Annotated in this window: 10 protein-coding genes; all 10 read left to right on the forward strand. The window is 65.0% G+C overall.

What is annotated here, in order from left to right:
- Positions 1 to 207: 207 nt before the first annotated feature.
- The 10 genes from NJ69_RS00805 (at position 208) to NJ69_RS00850 (ending at position 23,335) form a co-directional block, all read left to right on the forward strand.
- Entirely contained in the window at positions 208 to 714 is a 507-nt protein-coding gene (locus tag NJ69_RS00805; protein WP_029613089.1) for a disulfide bond formation protein B, read from the forward strand.
- 557 nt (positions 715 to 1,271) lie between these two features.
- Positions 1,272 to 2,216, forward strand: coding sequence for a ubiquinol oxidase subunit II (cyoA, locus tag NJ69_RS00810; RefSeq protein ID WP_039575374.1), 945 nt, complete (start codon positions 1,272 to 1,274; stop codon positions 2,214 to 2,216).
- Positions 2,217 to 2,219: 3 nt separating this feature from the next.
- A complete protein-coding gene (gene cyoB, locus NJ69_RS00815; protein WP_029613088.1) occupies positions 2,220 to 4,229 on the forward strand; it encodes a cytochrome o ubiquinol oxidase subunit I in 2,010 nt (669 codons plus the stop codon).
- A 13-nt stretch (positions 4,230 to 4,242) separates the two neighbouring features.
- Entirely contained in the window at positions 4,243 to 4,866 is a 624-nt protein-coding gene (gene cyoC / locus NJ69_RS00820) for a cytochrome o ubiquinol oxidase subunit III (protein ID WP_029613087.1), read from the forward strand.
- Entirely contained in the window at positions 4,866 to 5,198 is a 333-nt protein-coding gene (gene cyoD / locus NJ69_RS00825) for a cytochrome o ubiquinol oxidase subunit IV (protein WP_029613086.1), read from the forward strand. The genes cyoC and cyoD overlap by 1 nt, the downstream gene beginning before the upstream one ends.
- An 11-nt stretch (positions 5,199 to 5,209) precedes the next feature.
- Positions 5,210 to 6,097: a heme o synthase gene (cyoE, locus tag NJ69_RS00830; RefSeq protein WP_039575376.1), complete on the forward strand. Its 888-nt coding sequence runs from the start codon at positions 5,210 to 5,212 to the stop codon at positions 6,095 to 6,097.
- 139 nt (positions 6,098 to 6,236) lie between these two features.
- On the forward strand, positions 6,237 to 7,364 hold the full coding sequence (locus NJ69_RS00835; RefSeq protein ID WP_039575378.1) for a hypothetical protein: 1,128 nt from the start codon (positions 6,237 to 6,239) through the stop codon (positions 7,362 to 7,364).
- Positions 7,365 to 7,499: 135 nt separating this feature from the next.
- Positions 7,500 to 8,696, forward strand: a complete 1,197-nt coding sequence (alaC, locus tag NJ69_RS00840) for an alanine transaminase (RefSeq protein WP_039575380.1) — start codon at positions 7,500 to 7,502, stop codon at positions 8,694 to 8,696.
- 271 nt (positions 8,697 to 8,967) lie between these two features.
- Positions 8,968 to 9,351 carry a YkgJ family cysteine cluster protein gene (locus NJ69_RS00845; protein WP_039575383.1) on the forward strand — a complete coding sequence of 128 codons (384 nt, stop codon included), beginning with the start codon at positions 8,968 to 8,970 and terminating at the stop codon, positions 9,349 to 9,351.
- A gap of 265 nt (positions 9,352 to 9,616) precedes the next feature.
- On the forward strand, positions 9,617 to 23,335 hold the full coding sequence (locus NJ69_RS00850) for an autotransporter-associated beta strand repeat-containing protein (protein WP_039575385.1): 13,719 nt from the start codon (positions 9,617 to 9,619) through the stop codon (positions 23,333 to 23,335).
- The last annotated feature ends 170 nt before the right edge of the window (positions 23,336 to 23,505 follow it).

The following is a 23,505-nucleotide window of genomic DNA, read 5'->3' on the forward strand; positions in this document are numbered from 1 at the left end:
CCTTCACTTTCGCTCACCCACGTCTTTGTCATCGGATGGGTGAACCGACCTGCAGACTGTCGGTCTGAGCTTCCCATGGAAAGCCCGGGCCGCACCGCACTGTCACCTTTTCATCCATCGCCGGGTGCCCGCGCCGTGTAGACTGGCGGGCTTTGGGCATGGGCCATAGGGCAGCAGGCCTGCAACTCTCCAACGAAGGAACCGGTCATGAACGAACACAACCTGCGCCTGAATCGGGAACGGCGCTTTCTGGTACTGCTGGGGCTGATCTGCCTGTCGTTGATCGGCGGCGCTCTTTATATGCAGGTGGTGCTGGGCGAAGCACCGTGCCCGCTGTGCATCCTGCAGCGCTACGCCTTGCTGTTGATCGCCCTGTTCGCGTTCATCGCAGCCGCCATGCCGGGGCGGCGCAGCCTGACCTTCTTCGAAGCGTTGGTGGTGCTCAGCGCCATTGGCGGAATCGTTGCGGCCGGCAACCATGTGTATATACTCGCCAACCCCGCCGTCAGCTGTGGCATCGATGTGCTGCAACCGATCGTCGACGACCTGCCACTGGCGCAGGTCTGGCCGCTGGCGTTCCAGGTCGATGGTTTCTGCACCACGCCCTACCCGCCGATCCTGGGGCTGTCGCTGGCGCAATGGGCGCTGGTGGCCTTCGTCCTCACTGCCCTCCTGGTGCCACTGGGGATCTACCGAAATCGCCGTCGGGCTTAGACAAAAGTCCTTGTATGACGCAGGCCCATTGCGCAGCTTAATCGGTATCGAAAACCTGTCCTCGGCTGATGTAGATCAAGTTCCAGCCCTTGCAGCATGCGGGTTTCGGGTCTACAGCCGAGGGTGCGACAAACTGTCGCGAAGTTGATTTTTGAGCGCTGATTGTTACCGATTCGGTAAAGGACTGTTGCTCAATAAGTCATAGTAAAGGGGGGGCTACCTATCTACAATCGCCCCCAATTTCCGTTCGGCACTGCTTGCAAGTCGCAGGATTGAAGGAAGCCCCAGCGCTCCTTTTGCTGACTTCGACAAGTTTCGCCCAACGGCGATCCGGGCGGACACCCCTCCGCGTTTTCCGCACCAAATGGACTTGGTCTGAAGTACAGGCCTTTAGCCTACGAAAAACCCCAAGCTCGACCATACTTCCAACGCCCAGATCCTGCAGTCGGATCACAGGCCGGAGGGAGTTCGGGCTTAAAAATGCTAACGCTGGGCAGGACGAAGTGTTGGCGAACAAAACACATTGCATTGAAGCAAGCTGATCTAGAGGTCGTGAGATGAGTAAAAAGCGTTACCCCAGACTGTTTGGCATATTGCCCTTTTTAGGCATGCTTTTACTCAGTGGGTGCAACTGGACCCTGCTCGACCCCAAGGGCCAGGTCGGCATTGAGCAAAAGAACCTGATCCTGATCGCGATCGGCCTGATGCTGCTGGTGGTGATCCCGGTCATCATCATGACCCTGGTCTTCGCCTGGAAGTACCGTGCTTCCAACACGGCGGCCACCTACACGCCTGACTGGTCGCACTCGACCAAGATCGAGGCGGCGGTGTGGATCATCCCGATCCTGATCATCATCGTGCTGGGCTACGTCACCTACAAGTCCACCCATAAACTGGACCCCTACCGTCCACTGGATTCCGATGTGAAACCGGTGCAGATCGACGTGGTGGCCCTGGACTGGAAGTGGCTGTTCATCTATCCGGAGCAAGGCATCGCCACGGTCAACAAGATCGTCTTCCCGGCCAACACCCCGGTCAACTTCCGCGTGACCTCCGACGCCGTGATGAACTCGTTCTTCATCCCTGGCCTGGGCGGCCAGATCTACGCGATGGCCGGCATGACCACCAAGCTGCACCTGATCGCCAACGAAAATGGCGAGTTCGACGGTATCTCGGCGAACTACAGCGGTGCGGGCTTCACCGGTATGAAATTCAAGGCAACCGCCACCTCGCAAGCCGACTTCGATGCCTGGGTCGCGCAAGTGAAGGCGTCGCCGAAGAAGCTGGACAAGGCCGAATACGACGCCTTGGCCAAACCAAGCGAAAACAACCCAGTCGCGCTGTACAGCGAGGCTTCGCCTGACACGTTCCAGCTCATCGTCGACAAGTACGAAGGCATGAACCGCGGTCGTCCGAGCCATGAAGAAGCAGGCAGCAAAGACCTGGCCACTACCAAGGGTGTGGAATCGAGTATGCAACCAGCTGCCGGTGCAGAGGAGTAAGAGATGTTCGGTAAATTAAGCCTGGAGGCGATACCCTATCACGAGCCGATAGTCATGGTGACGCTTGCCATGATCGCGCTCGGTGGTATCGCCGTCGTTGGTGCCATCACCTATTTCCGCAAGTGGTCCTACCTGTGGACCGAGTGGCTGACCACGGTCGACCACAAGAAGATCGGGGTGATGTACATCATCGTCGCGATGGTCATGCTGCTGCGCGGCTTTGCCGACGCCATCATGATGCGTACCCAGCTGGCCGTCGCCACCGGCGGCTCCGAAGGCTACCTGCCGCCTGAACACTATGACCAGATCTTCACCGCCCACGGTGTGATCATGATCATCTTCATGGCGATGCCGTTCTTCACCGGCCTGATGAACCTGGCCCTGCCTCTGCAGATCGGTGCACGTGACGTTGCCTTCCCGTTCCTGAACTCCCTGAGCTTCTACCTGCTGCTGGCAGGCGTGCTGCTGGTGAACATCTCGCTGGGCGTCGGCGAATTCGCCAAGACCGGCTGGGTGGCCTATCCGCCGCTTGCGGGTATCCAGTACAGCCCTGGCGTGGGGGTCGATTACTATATCTGGGCGCTACAGCTATCAGGTCTAGGCACGACATTGACGGGCGTGAACTTCCTGGTCACCGTCCTGAAGATGCGTGCACCTGGCATGAAGCTGATGGATATGCCGATTTTCACCTGGACCTGCACCTGGGCCAACGTGCTGATCGTCGCTTCCTTCCCGATCCTGACCGCTGCACTGGCCCTGCTGACCGTTGACCGTTATCTGGACTTCCACATCTTCACCAACGAGCTTGGTGGGAACCCGATGATGTACGTCAACCTGTTCTGGGCCTGGGGTCACCCCGAGGTGTACATCCTGATCCTGCCGGCCTTCGGCGTGTTCTCGGAAGTGACCTCGACCTTCGCCAGCAAGCGCCTGTTCGGCCACCACGCGATGATCTACGCATCGGGTGCGATCGCCATCCTGGGCTTCGCGGTCTGGCTGCACCACTTCTTCACCATGGGTGCCGGCGCCAGCGTCAACACCTTCTTCGGCCTGGCGACGATGCTGATCTCCATCCCGACCGGTGTGAAGCTGTTCAACTGGCTGTTCACCATCTACCAGGGCCGTCTGCGCTTCACCCCGCCGATTCTCTGGACCCTGGGCTTCATGGTCACCTTCTCCATCGGTGGCATGACCGGCGTTCTGCTGGCCGTTCCGGGTGCTGACTTCGTGCTGCACAACAGCCTGTTCGTGATCGCCCACTTCCACAACGTGATCATCGGTGGTGCGGTGTTCGGCTACATCGCCGGCTTCGCCTTCTGGTTCCCGAAAGCCTTCGGCTTCACCCTCAACGAGAAGTGGGGCAAGGCGGCCTTCTGGTTCTGGATCTCGGGCTTCTACGTCGCCTTCATGCCGCTGTACGCCCTGGGCTTCATGGGCATGACCCGTCGTCTGAACCACTCCGACAACCCGCTGTGGGAACCCTACCTGTACGTCGCCGTGGTCGGTGCCGTGCTGATCCTGTTCGGTATCGCCTGCCAGCTGATCCAGCTCTACGTGTCGATCCGCGATCGCAAGCAGAACATGGACGTGACCGGCGACCCATGGGGCGGCCGTACCCTGGAATGGTCGACTTCGTCGCCACCACCGTTCTACAACTTCGCCCACATGCCCGAGAAAGTCGGTCTGGATGCCTGGCAAGAAGCCAAGGACGCCGGTGTCGCCTACAAGGCGCCAGCCAAGTACGAAGCGATCCACATGCCGAGCAACACCTCTACCGGTCTGTTCATGGGTATGTTCCTGACCGTGTTCGGCTTCGCCTTCATCTGGCACATCTGGTGGCTGGTAGGCCTGAGCCTGGTAGCGACCATCGCGGTCTTCGTTCGCCACGCTGCGCGTGACGACCAGGGCTACATGGTGCCTGCCGAAGAAGTGGCGCGCATCGAAGGTGAACGCCAACGGGCCCTGCAGCTTGCCGGTGTGCCTACCGGTGGCGCACGTGTCGAAAACGTTTGAACGGGTGTAATCAATGTCCAGTCAAGTAATTCACGGTGACGCCCATGGCCATGACCATGGGCACGACGATCACCACCACGACTCGGGCCAGATGACCGTCTTCGGTTTCTGGCTGTACCTGATGACCGACTGCATCCTGTTTGCGTCGCTCTTCGCCACCTACGCGGTGCTGTCCGGCAGTTTTGCCGGCGGCCCGTCGGGTCATGACATCTTCCAGCTCGACTTCGTGCTGGTCGAAACGGCGTTCCTGCTGCTGTCCTCGATCACTTTCGGCTTCGCCATGCTGAAGATGTTCGCCGGCAACAAGGCAGGTGTACTGGGCTGGTTGGCAGTGACCTTCCTGTTCGGTGCAGGCTTCATCGCGATGGAAATCTATGAGTTCCATCACCTGATCATGGAGGGCTACGGCCCGCAGCGCAGTGGTTTCCTCTCGGGCTTCTTCGCCCTGGTCGGCACCCACGGTCTGCACGTGACCTCGGGCCTGATCTGGATGGCGATCCTGATGTACCAGATCCAGACCAAGGGCATCACGCCGACCGCCAAGACCCGCATGAGCTGCCTGAGCCTGTTCTGGCACTTCCTGGACGTGGTCTGGATCTGCGTATTCACCGTCGTCTACCTGCTGGGGGTTCTGTAATGGCTAACGCACACGACACTCATCACGAAGGCAACCACGGCAGCGTGAAGTCGTACATGATCGGCTTCGTCCTCTCGATCATCCTCACCGCGATTCCGTTCGCGCTGGCGATGTCGCCGATGCTGCCGAAGAACCTGACCGTGCTGGTCATCGTCGCCATGGCCGTTATCCAGGTGGTCGTCCACCTGGTGTACTTCCTGCACATGGATCGCTCGAAAGAGCAGAGCTCCAACGTGTCGACGTTCCTGTTCACCACCCTGGTGATCGCACTGCTGGTCGGCTTGTCGCTGTGGATCATGTTCAGCATCCACTTCGAAATGCTGGCCAAGTGAGGTAAGACTGCATGTCCGTGAAGCACTTTATCCAAATCACCAAACCGGGGATCATTTTCGGTAACGTGCTTTCCGTGGCGGGCGGTTTCTTCCTTGCCGCGAAGGGCCATGTGGACTTCGCCCTGTTCCTGGCCGTGGTGGTCGGTACTTCGCTGGTGGTCGCATCCGGTTGCGTGTTCAACAACTGCATCGACCGTGACATCGACCAGAAGATGGAACGTACCAAGAACCGCGTCATGGTCCAGGGCGGCATGTCGCTGCCCCTCGCGCTGATCTACGCCACCCTGCTCGGGGTGGCGGGTTTCAGCCTGCTGTACGTCCAGGCCAACCCGCTGTCGGCGTACTGCGCGCTGATCGGCTTCGTGGTCTACGTGGGCTTCTACAGCCTGTGGCTCAAGCGTAAATCGGTGCACGGCACCTTGGTTGGCAGCCTGTCCGGTGCCATGCCTCCGGTAATCGGCTATTGCGCCGTGAGCAACAGCTTCGACCTGGCAGCGGTCACGCTGCTGGTGATGTTCAGCCTGTGGCAGATGCCGCACAGCTTCGCCATCGCCATCTTCCGCTTCAAGGACTACAGCGCGGCCAACATTCCGGTCCTGCCGGTGGCCCGCGGTATCCTGGCAGCGAAGAAGCAGATCGTGCTGTACGTGCTGGCCTTCGTGCTCGCCACCGTCATGCTCACCCTCGGTGGCTATGCTGGCCTGGCTTACCTGGCCGTCGCCGCTGCCATGGGCCTGTACTGGCTGTACATGGCCTGGGGTGGTTACAAGGCCGAGGACGACAGCAAGTGGGCGCGCAAAGTGTTCGGCTTCTCCATCCTCACCGTCATGGCCTTGAGCCTGATGATGTCGGTGGACAGCCAGACCGCGACCGATGTGCTGATGACCTACGCTCGCTGAAACCGCTTCACGCTTCACTGAAAACCCGGCCTAGCGCCGGGTTTTTTCATGGTGCGGCCGAAACCCGGCAGGGTTTCCGGCTGCTGGCCTTCGGTCATACCGCATAGTTTCGATGCCCCAACCTTCTGGAGGCACCGAGATGAGTGCGTTCACCGTGTACTTCTGCGGCACCGGCTCCCACCGATTCGATGACAGCAATCCCAATTTCTGGAACGGCGAACTGATTGCCACCCTGGCCAGCCATACCGGCGGCAGAGAGTTCGTCGACTGGATCGTGGTCGATGGGCCGGGCAGCGGCAATCTGCAGGACGATGCCTTGTTCGTCGATGACGGCGACCACCTCAAGGTGACGGGCACCCTGTTCGGCACAGGCTGGAACGAAAATGTGCAACATGCGTTGCAGGTCATCAAGGGCAAGAGCAACTGGGCACGGACCAAACTGACCGAGCAGCAATACGAGCATCTCAAGCAGGCCGGCATTCCGATTCCCGACGCCTCTGCCGCAGGTTCGTGGTTCTGGCGCACCTACGATTACGGCGAGCGTGCCGTGACCCCGCAGGCGTTGCAGGAACAGTTGATCAAGCAGATGCGCAAGCCATTGATTCCCAGCGTGGTCAATCTGGTGGGCTGGAGCCGTGGCGGGATCAGTTGCCATATGCTGGCCAATGCCATGGTTGCAGATCCGCAACTGCGCGACGTACCGGTCAACATCTTCGCCATTGATCCTGTCCCGGGTGTGGGGAACATCCAGGCTGATCGCGTGCAGTTGGGCGCGAACGTGAAGGAGTATGTCGGTTTCTACGCCCGTGACGAACGCTCCAAGGGCTTCGCCTGCGTGGTGCCGGTGACCGCGTTCGGCACGCGCATGAGCATCTTCCCGCTCCCCGGCCGGCATGCCACTCTGGTGGGCAATGCCTCCGCCGACGGCGCCAGTACAGGCAAGGTGCTGCCCGAGCCGGGCATGATCGTCCGGCATTTCGCCGAAACCTGCCTCAAGCGCTGGGGCACCGCGTTGGACAAATGCCAGGGGCTCGATGACCAGGCGCTGGAGACCTGCCACCAGGCCATGGCCGCTGCCGACAGCCAGTACCTGGCGCTGCGTCAACAGTCCTACACGGCAATCACCGAAGGTAGCCAGCAGGAGCGCATCGTTCATCATGGCCTGAACCCGACCGAGTTCAGCAAGGTGGCCAACGAGGGCATGCAGACCAAGGAAGGGTTGGGCCTGCGGCAGCTGACCTGCGACAGCTACCAGTCGCTGCACTGAATCATCGGGCGGGAGGGTTGCCCTCGGCAGCCCTCACTTTACAAAACATTACCGCTGCGCTTATCGTCTGCCTCGGCCACCGCAGTGGCCAACGTCGCTCGGACGGTTCCGGGCGCTTACGTCTTCGAGGAAATCATGGCCAACTCCGGTTCGCCGCGCCGCTTTGCGCGCATCGATCGTCTACCCCCCTACGTCTTCAACATCACTGCCGAACTCAAGATGGTTGCCCGTCGCCGTGGCGAGGACATCATCGACCTGAGCATGGGCAACCCCGACGGCGCCACCCCGCCGCACATCGTGCAGAAGCTGGTACAGGTCGCCCAGCGCGAAGACACTCACGGTTACTCCACCTCACGCGGCATTCCGCGCCTGCGCCGGGCCATTTCCAACTGGTACCGCGAACGCTACGAGGTCGAGATCGATCCGGACAGCGAAGCCATCGTCACCATCGGCTCGAAAGAAGGCCTGGCGCACCTGATGCTCGCCACCCTCGACCAGGGCGACACGGTGCTGGTACCCAACCCCAGCTACCCGATCCACATCTACGGTGCCGTGATTGCCGGCGCCCAGGTGCGTTCGGTGCCGCTGGTGCCGGGCGTGGACTTCTTCAATGAGCTGGAGCGGGCGATTCGCGAATCGATCCCCAAGCCGAAGATGATGATCCTGGGCTTCCCGTCCAATCCCACCGCGCAGTGCGTGGAGCTGGACTTCTTCGAGCGTGTGGTGGCCCTGGCCAAGCAGTACGACGTGCTGGTGGTTCACGACCTGGCCTATGCCGACATCGTCTACGACGGCTGGAAGGCGCCGTCGATCATGCAGGTCCCCGGGGCCAAGGACATCGCGGTGGAGTTCTTCACCCTGTCCAAGAGCTACAACATGGCCGGCTGGCGGATCGGCTTCATGGTGGGTAATCCCGAGCTGGTCAATGCCCTGGCGCGCATCAAGAGTTACCACGACTACGGCACCTTCACGCCGCTGCAAGTGGCGGCGATCGCTGCCCTGGAAGGCGATCAGCAATGCGTGCGGGACATCGCCGAGCAGTACCGCCAGCGTCGCAACCTGCTGGTCAAGGGCCTGCATGAGCTGGGCTGGATGGTGGAAAACCCCAAGGCTTCGATGTACGTCTGGGCCAAGATCCCGGAAGCCTACGCACACCTGGGCTCGCTGGAATTCGCCAAGAAGCTGCTGGCCGAGGCCAAGGTCTGCGTGTCCCCGGGTATCGGTTTCGGGGAGTATGGCGACGATCATGTACGTTTTGCCCTGATCGAAAACCAGGACCGCATCCGCCAGGCCATCCGCGGCATCCGCCACATGTTCCGCGCCGGGAAGTAAGCGGCACGCGGCAAGCCGCAGCCGCCAGCGGCAAGCGGCAAGCGGCAAGCTGCAAGATAGAACTGCGTTGTCAGTGCCACCGCGATCTAGCTTGTAGCTTGTAGCTTGTAGCTTGTAGCTTGTAGCTTGTAGCTTGTAGCTGGCGCTTAGCGCCTGGCGCGACCAGCGGCTGGTTTTTTTTGCGTGGGCCTCTGTTCAGGGGCGTGGGGTTGGATTACAAATGGCGGCGCGGGCGTCCGCTCGCTCCCCATAACCTCCCTTTCTGGCCATCATGTCCGAACAGAATCCTTGCCTGACCTGCGGCGCTTGCTGCGGCTACTTTCGTGTGTCCTTCTTCTGGGGTGAATGCCAATCCTCGGGCGGGTCGGTGCCCGACGATCTGGTGGTGCAAATCAACCCCACCCGCGTGGCGATGATCGGCACCGATGCCAAACCCTGCCGCTGCATCGGTCTGCAGGGGGAAATCGGCAACACAGTGGGCTGCACGCTCTACGAACAACGCTCCAGCCCGTGCCGCGAATTCGAGGCGTCCTGGGAGCATGGCACGCACAATCCGAGCTGCGACGCGGCCCGTGCCGCCTACGGTCTGCCACCGCTGACGCCGCCCGGCGCCAACGAGCCGCACTGGCCGGACGAGGGGGCCGAGGTGGCCTGATCCGCTCTCGGAACACCACCGTTCGTCGCTTGGATCCACTTTTGAAATCGCTGCAGCCCGCGTAATCCGGGCTGCCTAGACAAAGTATTAACCCGATTTGACCGCCCCTGCGCCGCGCCTGACTGCCTGTTCTGCGACTACACATTCCCCAACAAGGAAATTTGTCGCCAGGGTCAGGTGTTTCGTCGCGCGTGTGAAATCAACCGGCAACAGCGCTGTGCACGCATTCAAGGACTGAATCAGCTGATCCACGAAGGAGCTCTCCGTGGACAGAAGTCTCATCGTCGTTTCGCCCGCTCGTCTCTCGCACCTGTCATTGGCCGTGAGCCTCGCCGTCGGCGGACTGCTGTTCGGTCTGACCAGCCAGCCGGCACTGGCCGCTTGTAGCCTGAGTGGGGGCGTGGTCACCTGTACCGGCGCGCCCAGTCCACTGGCCCCGGGCTATGCCAGCAGCGCGAACAATCTCACGGTCAACGTCCAGCAAGGCGCCAGCCTCGGCGTGCTGCTGAACCTGCTCGGCACGGCGTTGAATCTGTCCGGCAGCAACATCACGCTGAACAACGCCGGCACGATTGACCCTTCGCTACTGGGCGCAGTCAGCCTGCTGAGCACCAGCACGCGCATCGGCAATGCCAACCCCAGCACCCTGGTGATCAACAACCTGGCCACCGGCGTGCTCAGAGGCACCGGGGGCGTTCTCGACGTCAACCTGGCCAATCTCAACGGCGCGGCGCTGGAGGTCACCAACGGTGCAGGCGGGAGCACCGTGATCAGCAACGCGGGGATCATCGGCTCTTCGGCACTCAGCGTCAGCGTGCTCAGCGAAGACACGCCCGTGGTCGCCGTCAGCGGCGGCGGCACGGTGAACATGACCAACACCGGCACCATCACCGGTCGCGCGGCGTTCCAGGCTTCCAGCAGCGGCAACACCTTCACCAACGTCGGCACCCTCAACGGCAGCCTGTCGATGGGTGCCGGCTCGACCAACCGTTTCAACGCCATCACCGGCTCCAGCGTCAACAAAGGCGGCGGCGCCGGCCTGCAATTGCTGGTAGTCAGCAATCCCAACCTGTCGTTCGCTGCCACCGGCACGGTCGATGGCGGCGCCGGCGGCAACAACACCCTGGCGTTGCAGAACGCCGTGGGCGGTGGCAGCGGCACGGCGGGTAGTGGCACGATCGCGGCGGGCACCTACGTCAACTTCAACCGCCTGATCGTCGACAGCGGTACCTGGACCCTCGGTGGGCCGCTGCTGACCGGCAGCAGTTCGACCACGCTCAACGGCGGGCTGGTCAGCGTCGACGACTCCGCGGCCTTCGGTTCCGGCGCGATCAGCGCCAATGGTGGCGCGCTGCAAAGCGGCGGCGCTGGCGTGAACCTGAGCAACGCGCTGATCCTGGGCAGCAATGGCCTGACGGTTTCCGGCAGCAACCCCCTGGGTCTCAACGGCGTCCTGTCAGGTAGCGGTGCGCTGATCAAGAGCGGTGCCAGCCTGCTGACGCTGAGCGGCAACAACACCTTCAGCGGCGGCATCAACCTGGCCGCTGGAGGCCTCGAACTGGGCAGCGCGGCGAGCCTGGGCGGCGGTGCGCTGAACGTGACCGGCGCGTCCCGATTGCAGGGCAGCGCGCCGCTGGTGCTGGCCAATGCCGTGCAACTCAACGGCGCCGCACTCAACGTGACCGGCGCCAACGCCGTCACCTTGGGTGGCACGGTAAGCGGAACGGGAGCGCTGGTCAAAAGCGGCAGCGCCAGCCTGACCCTCAACGCCAGCAACACCTACACCGGTGGCACCACCCTCGGCGCAGGCACGCTGGTGTTGGGCAACGCAGGTGCCTTGGGCAGTGGTGCGTTGGGCCTGACCGGTAACGCGGCGTTGGATGCCAGCACCGCCATCAGCCTCGGCACCGCGATCAACCTGGCCGGCAACACCCTGACCCTGACTGGCAGCAACGCCATGACCCTCACTGGCGCTATCGCTGGAACCGGTGGGCTGGTCAAGAACGGTGCGGCCAACCTGACCCTCAACGGCAACAACAGCTTCAGCGGCGGCACCACCGTCAATGGCGGCGCGTTGACCCTGGGCAACGGCAGTGCCTTGGGCAGCGGCGCCCTGAACCTGGGGGCGAGCCTGGTGCTCGACGCCGGTGCGGCGGTGAGCCTGGCCAACGCCATCAACCTCGGCGCCAGCACACTCGCGCTCGCCGGTTCCAGCGCCACCACCTTGGGCGGCGTGATCAGCGGCACGGGCGCCTTGGTGAAAAACGGTGCGGCCAACCTGACCCTCAACGGCAACAACAGCTTCAGCGGCGGCACCACCGTCAATGGCGGCGCGTTGATTCTGGGCAACGGCACTGCGCTGGGCAGCGGCGCGCTGAACCTCGGCGCCAGCACGCAGCTCGACACCAGCGCTGCACTGAACCTGAGCAATGCGATCAACCTTGGGAGCAACACGCTCGCGCTCGTCGGCAGCAACGCTGTGACCCTCGGTGGCGCCATCGGCGGCAGCGGGGCGCTGGTCAAGAATGGCGCGGCCGGCCTGACGCTCAACGGCAACAACAGCTTCAGCGGTGGCACCACGCTCAACGCCGGTGTGCTGACCTTGGGCAGCAGTACCGCCCTGGGCACGGGCGCATTGACCCTTGGCGGCAACGCCGGTCTCGATGCCAGCGCAGCGCTCAGTGTGGCCAACGCTGTCGATCTGGGCAGCAACACTTTGAACGTGGCGGGCAGCAACGACCTGCGCCTGGGCGGGACGATCGCCGGCACCGGGGCGTTGATCAAGAATGGCGCCGCCAACCTCACCCTCGGCGGCAGCAACACCTTCAGCGGCGGTCTGACGCTCAACACCGGCACCCTGACCCTGGCCAGTGCCGCCGCCCTGGGCAGCGGCGCGCTCACCGTCGGCGGCGCCGCCACCCTGGCCAACAGCACCGCGCTGAGCGTGAGCAACAACGTCAACCTCGACGCTAACCTGGCCTTGACCGGCAGCAACGACCTGACCTTGGCCGGCACCCTGAGCGGGGCCGGCGGTCTGGTCAAGAACGGCGCCGGCGCCCTTACCCTCAGTGGCGTCAATGCCCACACTGGCGCCACCACGCTCAACACCGGCACCCTGGTGCTCGGCAGTGCCGCCGCCCTGGGCAGCGGCGCCCTCAACGCCGCGGCCGGCACCACCTTGGACAGCACGGTGGCCGGGCTGAACCTCAGCAATTCGCTGAACCTGGGCGGCAACCTGAACCTGACCGGCCGCAACGACCTTGTCCTGAACGGCCTCCTGAGCGGCGCGGGCGGCTTGACCCAAAATGGCGCCAGCACCCTGACCCTCAACGGTGCCAACACCCAGATCGGCGCCACCAACCTCAATGCCGGCCGCCTCGTGCTCGGCAACGATGCCGCCTTGGGCAGCGGTGTGCTCAATACCGCCGCGGGCACTCGCCTGGATACCCGCACGGCGGTCAACCTCGGCAACGCCGTCAACCTCGGCGGAGCCCTGACCGTCGATGGCAGCGCCGACCTCGGCTTTGGCGGCCTGGTCAGTGGCGCCGGCAGCCTGCTCAAGCAGGGCGCTGCGACCTTGACCCTGTCCGGTCCCAACGTTTACCTGGGCGGCACCACCCTCGCCGCGGGTGGCTTGGTGCTGGGCAATGGCGACGCGCTGGGGCTCGGCAATTTGACCGTCACCGGGGCTGGAAGCCTGGATAACACGGTGGCGCTGTCGGTCGCCAACGCGGTCACCCTCGACGCCGACCTGGCCCTGCTCGGCAGCAACGACCTGCGTCTGGACGGTGTGATCGACGGTACCGGTCGCCTGATCAAGAACGGTGTCGGCACCCTCGCGCTCGGCGCACCGAACACCTTCATCGGCGGCACGCTGCTCAATGCCGGAACCTTGCTTTTGGACAACGCCAGTGCCATGGGCAGCGGCGCATTGAACGTGGGCGGCACGGCCACGCTGGATACCGGTTCGGCCTTCAACCTGGGCAACGACATCGCGCTGAATGCCGATCTCACCCTCGCTGGCAGCAATGCCCTGGACCTCTCCGGCGTCATCAGCGGGGCAGGGCAGTTGATCAAGAACGGCGCGACCACGCTCACCTTGAACGGCGCGAACAGCTACGCTGGCGGCATCACGCTCAATGCCGGTGCTCTGGTGGTGGGCAACGGCGCCGCCTTGGGCAGCGGTGCCCTCAACGTTGCCGGTGCGACGCGCCTGGACAACAGCACGTCGCTCACACTGGGCAACGCCATTACGCTCAATGCCGACCTGACCTTGGGCGGCAGCAACGACCTCGGCCTGGCAGGCGCCATCAGCGGCAGCGGCGGTCTGGTCAAGAATGGTCCAGCCAACCTCACCCTCAGCGGCAACAACAGCTTCACTGGCGTGGTCGATCTGCTCGGCGGCACCCTCACCAGCGCAACGGCGACGGCACTGGGCAACGCCTCGGCGGTGAACGTCGGTGCCGGCGCCAATCTCGCGCTCGGCGCCAGCACGGCCGTGGGTGGGCTCAACGGAGCGGGAGCAGTCAACCTCGGTGCGGGCAGCGACCTGAGCGTCGGTGGCAATGGCCTGGACAGCCTCTTCAGCGGCGCCTTGAGCGGCAGCGGCGGGCTGATCAAGCAAGGCCCCGGCACCCTGCAACTCACCGGCAGTAACGGGCTGACCGGCGCCACCACGGTCAACGCCGGGCTGCTTGTGGTCACCGGCTCGCTGGCCAGCGTCTCCGTGCAGGTCAATGCGGGCGCCAGCCTCGGTGGTGGCGGCAGCCTGCCGGGCGCGGTGGATATTGCCGATGGCGCGCACCTGCTGGCCAACAGCGGCAGCACCCTGAGCACCGGCGCGCTGACCCTGCACAGCGGTTCGATCCTCGATTTCGGCCTCGGCGCGCCGGTCAGCGGCAGCAACGCACTGGTCAGCGTCAACGGCAACCTCACCCTAGACGGCACCCTCAACGTCACCGACCTTGGCGGGTTCGGCACCGGTATCTACCGCCTGTTCGACTACACCGGCGCACTGCTCGACAACGGCCTGGCCTTGGGCACCTTGCCCGGCAGCGTGATGCCGAGCGACCTGCAAGTGCAGACGTCGGTCGGCGCGCAAGTCAACCTGTTGGTCGGCGGCGCGGCTGGTGGCGTGCAGTTCTGGGACGGTCTCGAGACACTGGCCAACGGTTCCATCGACGGCGGCAGCGGCACCTGGGACGCCAGCACCGGCAACTGGACCAACCTCGCCGGTACGCTCAACAGCGCCTGGGGCGGCGAGTTCGCGGTGTTCCAGGGCGCAGCGGGCGACGTCACCCTGGTCGGCTCCCAAACGGCCAGCGGCATGCAGTTCGTCACCGATGGCTATCGCCTGATCGGCAGCGGCGGGCTGGAGCTGGTCAACGCGGCCAACGGCGCGTTCGCCGTGCGGGTCGATCCCGGCGTGAACGCCACGCTGGAAGTCGATCTTTCGGGCAGCGGCCGACTGGCCAAGCTCGACCGCGGCACGCTGGTGCTCGGCGGGGTCAACAGCTACACCGGTGGCACCTTGCTGCAAGGCGGCCGGATCGTGCTCGGCAACGACCGCGCGCTCGGTGGCGGCGCGGTCACGACCGCAGGCGGCACGGCGCTGGACAGCCGCACGGCGGTCACCCTTGGCAACGACTTCGCCCTCGGCGGCGCGCTGACCTTGGACGGCAGCGCCGACCTTGGCCTGGTCGGCGTGATCCAGGGCGCCGGCAGCCTGGTCAAGAATGGCGCTGGCACGCTGACCCTCGGCAACGCCAACCGCTACAGCGGCGGCACCACCTTGAATGCCGGTAGCCTCGTCGTGGGCAGCGATCTGGCGCTGGGCAGCGGTAGCCTGACCGTCGGCGGTGCGTCCAGCCTCCTGGCGCCTGGCCAGATCGCACTGGCCAACGCAGTGACCCTCAACGCCAACCTGACCCTGCCCGGCACGGGCGACCTGCGTCTGGATGGCACGCTCAGTGGCAGCGCTGGGCTGATCAAGAATGGCAGCGGCTCGCTCGTCCTTTCCGGGAGCAACAGCTATCAGGGCGGCACGCGTCTGGACGCGGGCACGCTGCAGGTTGGCAGTGATGCCGCGCTGGGCAGCGGGACGCTCACGGCAGCGGCGGGCACCACCCTGTCGGCGACTGCTCAAGTGAACCTGTCCAACACCCTCGAACTGCTGGGCGATCTGACCTTGGCCAGCGCGCAGGACCTGGCGCTCAACGGCAGCGTCGGCGGCGCAGGTGGCCTGACCAAGACTGGAAGCGGCACCTTGACCCTGGGCGGCGGCAATACCTATCAAGGCGATACCATCCTGGCCGGCGGCACCCTGCTGCTGGAGAGCGACACGGCGCTCGGCCTGGGTGCACTGAACGCCGCCGACGGCACTCAGCTCGACAGCCGCGTGGCAGTCAACCTCGGCAACGCTGTCAATCTTGCGGGCACGCTGGCGATCCTCGGCAGCAACGACCTCAGTTTCTCCGGGCCGATCACTGGCCTCGGCGGCCTGAGCAAGACCGGACCGGGCAACCTCACCCTCGCGGGCGCCAACGCCTTCGACGGTGGCGTGGTCCTCGGCGCGGGCAGCCTGACGCTGGGCGACGATGCGGCGTTGGGCAACGGTGCGTTGTCGGTCATCGGCGACGGCACGCTGTCCGGCACCACCGCGCTGCAAATCGCCAATGCCATCGGCCTGGCCGATGGCGCCAACCTGACCCTCGACGTCGGCCAGGACCTGGCCCTGTCGGGCGCGATCAGCGGTGACGGCACCCTCACCAAGCAGGGCAGCGGTCAACTGCAACTCGCGGGCGATAACCGCTTCACCGGCGGCACGCTGCTGCAAGCCGGCAGCCTGTTGCTGGGCACCGCCAATGCCTTGGGCAGCGGTGCGTTGAGCGTGATCGACGATGCCTTGCTGGACATCACCCAGGCGCTGACGGTGAGCAATGCGATCAACCTGACCAGCGGTAACCTGACCCTCGGTGGCGCGCAGGATCTGGTGCTCGACGGCGTGATCGCAGGTGGCGGTGCGCTGGTCAAGAATGGCGGTGCCAGCCTGACCCTCGCAGGCGCCAACACCTTCGGGGGTGCCACCCAACTCAACGGCGGCACGCTGATCGTCGGCAACGACAGTGCCCTGGGCAGCGGGTCGCTGATCGCGGCCGACGGCACCGCGCTCGATGCCAACACCGACACTCGTCTGGCCAACAACCTGACAGTGGGTGGCGTACTCACCCTGCCAGGCTCTGCCGACTTCACCTTGAACGGTGTGATCGACGGCCCCGGCGGCCTGAACAAGTCGGGTGCCAGCACCCTGATCCTCAACGGCGCCAATACTTACCTGGGGGGCACCACGCTGGGCGCCGGCCAGTTGGTGGTCGGCGACGACACTGCCTTGGGCCTGGGCGGTCTCACCGTCGCCGGCGCTTCGACCTTGAGCAGTGGCAGCGCCGCCACCACATTGGCCAACGATGTGGCACTGGATGCCGACCTGAGCGTCGTGGGCAGCAACGACCTGACCTTGAATGGCGTGGTAAACGGCGCCGGCGCCCTGGTCAAGCAAGGCGACGGCAACCTGACCCTCTCCGCCAGCAATGGCTACCAAGGCGGCACTCAGCTCGAAGCCGGGCGCCTGACCCTCGGCAATGGTGGTGCGCTGGGCAGCGGGCCTCTGGCCGTGACCGGTGATGCCACGCTCGGCACTGCAGCGCCGCTGACCCTGGGCCGTCTTGTCGCCCTGAGCAATGGCGCCACGCTCACGCTCGATGCCGACAACGCGCTGGTCCTCACGGGCGACCTGAGCGGCACCGGCAACCTGATCAAGACCGGCGCCGACGACGTGACCCTGGTGGGCGGCAAGACGTTCACCGGCAACGTCGTCGTGCAGGCCGGTTCGCTCACCACACAGGGCAACGGCGTGTTGGCCAATGTCGGCACTCTGGACCTCGCTGCGGGTGGGCAGTTGAACCTCAACGGCGACGCCAGCCTCGGCGCGCTGAGTGGCAGCGGTCAGGCCAACCTCGGCAGCGGCGCCACCCTGAGCCTTGGCAGCAATGATCTCGACACAGCGTTCGCCGGGGCGCTGAACGGGCTCGGCAGCCTGGCCAAGGTCGGTAATGGGCGGCTGATCCTGAGTGGCGTCAGCGCCTTGGGCGGCAACACCCAGGTCAATGGCGGCACCTTGCAGGTCGATGGCACGCTATCCAGCGCCGGGCTTAACGTTGCCAGCGGCGCCAGCTTGAGCGGCAGCGGCACGGTTGCGGCGCCGGTCGGCATCGGTGCGAGCGGGCGCTTGATCGGCAACAGCGGCAGCACCCTGGGCCTTGGCTCACTGGTGCTGGACAACGCGGCCAACGTCGATGTCGGGCTGGCCACGCCGAGCATCAACAGCGCGGCGCTGTTCGCCGTGGGCGGTGACCTGACCTTGGGCGGTACGCTGAACATCAGCGACATCGGCGGCTTCGGCAACGGTGTGTACCGGCTGTTCGACTATGGCGGCGTGCTCACCGACAACGGCCTGGCCTTCGGCAACCTGCCGCTGGGCGTGGCGCTGGGTAACCTGGCGCTACAGACCGCGCTGGTCAATCAGGTCAACCTGCTGGTCAGCGGCAGCGGCTTGAACATCCTGTTCTGGAACGGCAGCCAGACCCAAGCCAGCGGCCAGATCGAAGGCGGGGCCGGGGTGTGGAACGCGAGCACGACCAACTGGACCGACTTCGACGGCACCGTCAACAGCATTTGGGGCGACACCTTCGCGGTGTTCCAGGGCACGCCGGGCGATGTCAGTGTCGAAGGCAACCAGCGCGTCACCGGCCTGCAGTTCGCCGCCGACGGTTACCGCGTGATCGACGGCAGCGCCGGTCAGTTGGAGCTGATCGACGGCGAACGCGGTGACACGCCGGTGCGGGTGGATCGCGGCGTGACGGCGACGCTCGACCTGCCGCTGGTGGGCAGCGGCAGGCTGACCAAACTCGACAGCGGCACCCTGGTGCTCGGTGGCAGCAACCGCTACAGCGGCGGCACCCAGCTCGGTGGCGGTACGCTGGTGCTGGGCAGCGACTCGGCGTTGGGCAGCGGTGCGCTGGATACCGTCGCCGGTACCACGCTGGATGCCAATCAAGCGGTGAACATCGGCAACGCAATCAACCTGACCGGGCCACTCACCGTGGCCGGTAGCAATGACTTGACCCTGAGCGGCACCGTCGCCGGGCCCGGCAGCCTGGTCAAGGCGGGCGATGCGGCGCTGGCGCTCTCCGGCGACAACGGCTATGCCGGTGGCACCTCGCTGCAAGGCGGCACCTTGGTGGTGGGCGCAGACACTGCGCTGGGCAGCGGCGTGCTGAGCGCGGCTGACGGCACGAGCCTGGACAGCAGCCAGGCGGTCACGCTGGCCAACGCCGTCAACCTGGCCGGCGACCTCACCGTGCTCGGCGACAACGAGCTGGCCCTGGGCGGTCCGGTCAGCGGCGCGGGGCGTCTGTTCAAGGCCGGCTTCGCGCGCTTCAGCCTGCTGGGCGCCAACCGCTTCAGCGGCGGCACCGAACTGCGCAGCGGCACCCTGGTGGTGGGTAACGATGCCGCCCTCGGTACCGGTTCACTGGACGTCACCGGTGCGGCCAGCCTGGACAGCAGCCAAGCGGTCAGACTGGCCAATCCGGTCAATGTCAGCGGTACGCTCGACGTCGAAGGCAGCAACGATCTGCAACTGGCCGGCGTGCTCAGCGGCAACGGTGTGCTGAACAAGAACGGCGCCGCCGACCTGACCCTGTCGGGCAACAACACCTTCAGCGGTATCCTCAACATCCTCTCCGGCAGCCTCAGCACCCTGGGCACCACTGCCCTCGGCACCCAGAGCGCGCTCAATGTCAGCAGCGGCGCTCGGCTCAACCTCGACGGCAGCACTACCCTGGGCGACATCGGCGGCACCGGGGCGATCCAGATCGCCCAGGGCAACAGCCTGAACGTGCAGGGCGGTGTATTCGATGGCCAGATCAGCGGCACCGGCACCCTGAACAAACTGAGCGTGCGTCGCCTGGCACTCACCCGCGTCAACACCCATGTGGGCGATACCCATGTGCAAGCCGGCGAACTGCAAGTGGACGGCTCGCTGGACAGCGGCAACGTGACCGTGGCCAGTGGCGCGACCCTGTCGGGCAGCGGCAACCTCGGTGGCGCGGTGTCGGTGAGCAATGGGGCGACGCTGTCCACCGTGACCGGCTCGACCTTGCAAGTGGGCAGCCTGAGCCTGGAGCCTGATGCGGTGGTGACGGCGCAGCTCGGGGCACCGGACCCTGACGGTCAGCCGCTGGTCCAGGTGGCCAACGACCTCACCCTGCATGGCACGCTGAATGTGGTCGACATCGGCGGCTTCGGCGCCGGCGTGCACCGCCTGTTCCTGTACGGCGGCGCCTTCACCGACAACGGCATCAGCGTCGGCAGCACGCCGCTGCCCGATGTCGAAGTAGCGCTGCAAGCGACCGTGCCCAACCAGGTCAACCTGGTGGTGGGAGGGGCCAGCAACGTGCTGTTCTGGGATGGCAGCGACACCACCGGCAATGGCCAGATCGACGGCGGCAACGGTACCTGGGACGCCGTCAGCCGCAACTGGACCGATGCCAACGGCGCGGTCAACAACGCCTGGAACAGCACTTTCGCCGTGTTCCAAGGCCCGGCGGGCACCGTCACCCTCGATGGCAGCCAGGCGATCACCGGCCTGCAGTTCATGACCGACGGCTATTCGCTGCAAAGCGCGGGCACGGGTGAACTGCTGACCAGCGGCACCACCAACGTGCGCGTCGACAGCGGCGCCACCGCCACGGTCGGCGTGCCGATCAACGGCACCGGTCTTCTGGCCAAGCAGGATGGCGGCACGCTGGTGCTCAATACGGCCAATGGCTACAGCGGCGGCACCGCGCTCAATCGCGGCGCTTTGGTGGTGGGCAACGACGGCGCCCTGGGCAGTGGCCTGCTTACCGCCGCAGCGGGCACCCTGCTGGACAGCAACACGGCGGTCAGCCTGGCCAATGCCGTGCTGCTCGAAGGCGCCTTGACCCTCGGCGGCAGCGCGGCGCTGACCTTGGCGGGTAGCGTCAGCGGCGAGGGCGGCCTGATCAAGAACGGCGCTGCGCCACTCACCCTCACCGGTAGCAACGTGTACAGCGGCGGCACCCAGATCAACGGCGGCAGCCTGATCGGCAACAGCAACAGCCTGCAAGGCGCGATCCTCAACAATGCGGCGTTGACCTTCGAGCAGGCAGCCGACGGTCGCTACACCGGCAATCTCACTGGCAGCGGCACCCTGAGCAAGAACGGCAGCGGCGAGCTGCTGCTCACTGGCAACAATGGCCTGACCGGTACCACTTCGGTGAATGCCGGCAGCCTGCGTGTCGACGGTCGCCTGGACAGCGCCAGGGTGCAGGTCGCCCGCGGCGCGCGGCTGGGCGGCAGTGGCGTCTACGCCGGGCAGGTGCTGCTCGCCGACGGCGCCAGCCTGGTGGCCGGACAGAGCAGCACGCCGCTGACCCTGGGCGGGCTCGAACTGGCGTCCGGTAGCACCCTGGACTTCGCCTTGGGCGCTCCGGATGCGGCCAGCACGGTGGTCAAGGTCGAGGGCAACCTGGTGCTCGACGGCACCTTGAATGTCACCGATGTCGGTGGATTCTCAACCGGCGTCTATCGACTGTTCAGCTACGGCGGGGCGCTGACCGACAACGGCCTGGCCCTCGGCGCCGTGCCGGGCAGCGTGGCCTTGGGCGATCTGGCGTTGCAGACCGCCATCGCCCGGCAGATCAACCTGGTGGTGCAGCATGCGGGCGATCCGGTGCAGTTCTGGAACGGTAACCAGACCAACCCCGACGGCAGCATCGGCGGCGGCAGTGGCACCTGGGGGCCGAACACCAACTGGACCAATGCCAACGGCACCACGGGTGAAACCTGGAGCGATGCCTACGCCGTGTTCGGTGGCCAGCCCGGCACCGTCACCGTGGTCGGCAACCCGTCGTTCAGCGGCCTGCAATTCCTCAGCGATGGCTACCAATTGGTGCCGGGTGCCGAGGGCAGCCTGACGCCGGTCAATGGCGCCGACGGCAGCCTGGCGCCAGTGCGTGTCGATGCCGGTGCCAGCGCCGAGATCAGTGTGCCGCTGGTGGGCAGCGGCGGTATCGAGAAGCTCGATGCCGGCACCTTGGTGCTCAGTGGCGCCAACCGCTACACCGGCGGCACCCTGGTCAGTGGCGGCACGCTGGTAGGCAACACCAGCAGCCTGCAGGACACGCTGACCAACAACGCCAACCTGGTGTTCGCGCAAGCCAACGACGGCACCTTCAACGGCGTGTTGCGCGGCACCGGCACCACCATCAAGCGTGGCTTCGGTCGTCTGTTGCTGCTGGGCAATCATCCCTTCAGCGGGCTGTTCAACGTCGATCAGGGCACGCTGCAAGTGGGCGATGCCGCCAACCCGCGCAGTCTACTGGCCGCGCGTGTGAACGTGGCCAACGGTGCCGGCCTGACCGGCAATGGCACGCTAGGCAGCCTGGTCAACCACGGCACGGTGCTGCCGGGGCCGGCGGGCAACCTGAATGTCAGCGGCGACTTTACCAATGCCAGCGATGGCAACCTGGTCATCGACCTGGGGACTGCACCGGTGAACTACCTCAACGTGGGCGGCACCGCCAACTTGGGTGGCAGCCTCACCGTGGCCAATTTGTCCGGTGGCAATGGTCGCTACACGCTGCTGTCTGCCGACGGCGGTATCAATGGCGTGTTCGCCAGCAACAACCTGATGAACTCGGCGTTCCTCACCAGTTCGCTGGACTACGGCACTAACCAAGTGACCCTGTCGGTGAGCCGCAACGACACCTCGCTCGCCGAGGTTGCGGTGTCCGGCAACCAGCGCGGCGTGGCCACTGCGCTAGAGAGCGCTGGGGTGCCGAACGTGCTGCGCGATGAAATCCTGCCGCTGGACCGGCCTTCGGCACAGGCGGCGTTCGACAGCCTGTCCGGCGAGATCCACGCCAGCACCGCCACGGTGTTGATCGAGGACACCCGCCACGTGCGCGAGGCGCTCAACGACCGCCTGCGCCAGGCCGATTGCAGCCGTGCCGACGATCCACGTCGCACCCTGGCCCCGACCGCCAATCAGCAATTGACCAGCGAAGGTTGCCAGGGTCAGCCGGTCGGCTGGATTCGCGCCATCGGCGCCTGGGGCGACTACGACGGCAGCGCCAACCATGCCAGCGTCGATCGCGACCTGTCCGGTTTCATGCTCGGTGTCGATCGTGCCCTGGACGATCAGTGGAAAGTGGGCATCGCGGCGGGCTACACCCGTAGCAGCATCGATGCACAGCGCCGCCGTTCGGACGCCAGCGTCGACAGCTACCACCTGGCGACCTACCTGGGTTACCAGATGGACGCCTTCGCTGCGCGTCTGGGGGCCAGCTACACCTGGCATGACATCGACACCAAGCGCGATGTGCAGGCGGGCGCTTACGACGATCGCCTGAAGGCGAAGTACAAGGCGCGCACCGCGCAGGTGTTCGGCGAGGTGGGCTACGCCCTGGACGTGGGCGGTATCGCGGTGGAGCCATTCGCCGGACTGGCCTATGTCAACCACGACAGCGACAGTGCGCGGGAGAAGGGCGGGGCGGGGCGTTTGAAAGCCAAGGTCGATCAGGACGTGACCTTCTCCACGGTGGGTGTGCGCGTCGGCAAGCGCATCACGTTGGACAATGGCAGTGAGATCACCCCACGGCTTTCGGTCGGTTGGCGACATGCCTTCGGTGATACCCAGCCCGAGGCCAAGTCGCGCTTCATCGGCGGGGGTGCGAGTTTCGGCAGTGAAGGCGTGGCGATCGCGCGCAACGCGGCGGTGGTGGAGGCTGGCCTTGACGTGGCTGTGGGCGAGAGCGGCAAGTTGGGCGTGGGGTATTCGGGGCAATTGTCCAATCAGGGCCGCGACCACGGTGTGGTGGTGAGTTTCAGCATGGGCTTCTGAACGGGGTGTCGTTGCGCCTGGCAGAGCTAGGCAGTGGTGGTGTGTGGGAGCGGTCGTGCAAGACTCCAGGAACAGGTCAACAGGAGGCCGCGCCCACGGTTACATCGACTTACTTTCATCACGCCACTGACGCTAGACTGTCATCTTCCCAGCTTTGGACAGGAGTTCGG

This window comes from Pseudomonas parafulva, assembly GCF_000800255.1.
GTDB lineage: Bacteria > Pseudomonadota > Gammaproteobacteria > Pseudomonadales > Pseudomonadaceae > Aquipseudomonas > Aquipseudomonas boreofloridensis.

What these genes read in the sequence shown, in the direction of transcription:
- cyoE (WP_039575376.1), top strand. Translation starts at nt 5,210, where the DNA reads ATGTCCGTGAAGCACTTTATCCAAATCACCAAACCGGGGATCATTTTC.
- NJ69_RS00845 (WP_039575383.1), top strand. Translation starts at nt 8,968, where the DNA reads ATGTCCGAACAGAATCCTTGCCTGACCTGCGGCGCTTGCTGCGGCTAC.
- cyoC (WP_029613087.1), top strand. Translation starts at nt 4,243, where the DNA reads ATGTCCAGTCAAGTAATTCACGGTGACGCCCATGGCCATGACCATGGG.
- cyoD (WP_029613086.1), top strand. Translation starts at nt 4,866, where the DNA reads ATGGCTAACGCACACGACACTCATCACGAAGGCAACCACGGCAGCGTG.
- cyoB (WP_029613088.1), top strand. Translation starts at nt 2,220, where the DNA reads ATGTTCGGTAAATTAAGCCTGGAGGCGATACCCTATCACGAGCCGATA.
- NJ69_RS00835 (WP_039575378.1), top strand. Translation starts at nt 6,237, where the DNA reads ATGAGTGCGTTCACCGTGTACTTCTGCGGCACCGGCTCCCACCGATTC.
- NJ69_RS00805 (WP_029613089.1), top strand. Translation starts at nt 208, where the DNA reads ATGAACGAACACAACCTGCGCCTGAATCGGGAACGGCGCTTTCTGGTA.
- cyoA (WP_039575374.1), top strand. Translation starts at nt 1,272, where the DNA reads ATGAGTAAAAAGCGTTACCCCAGACTGTTTGGCATATTGCCCTTTTTA.
- alaC (WP_039575380.1), top strand. Translation starts at nt 7,500, where the DNA reads ATGGCCAACTCCGGTTCGCCGCGCCGCTTTGCGCGCATCGATCGTCTA.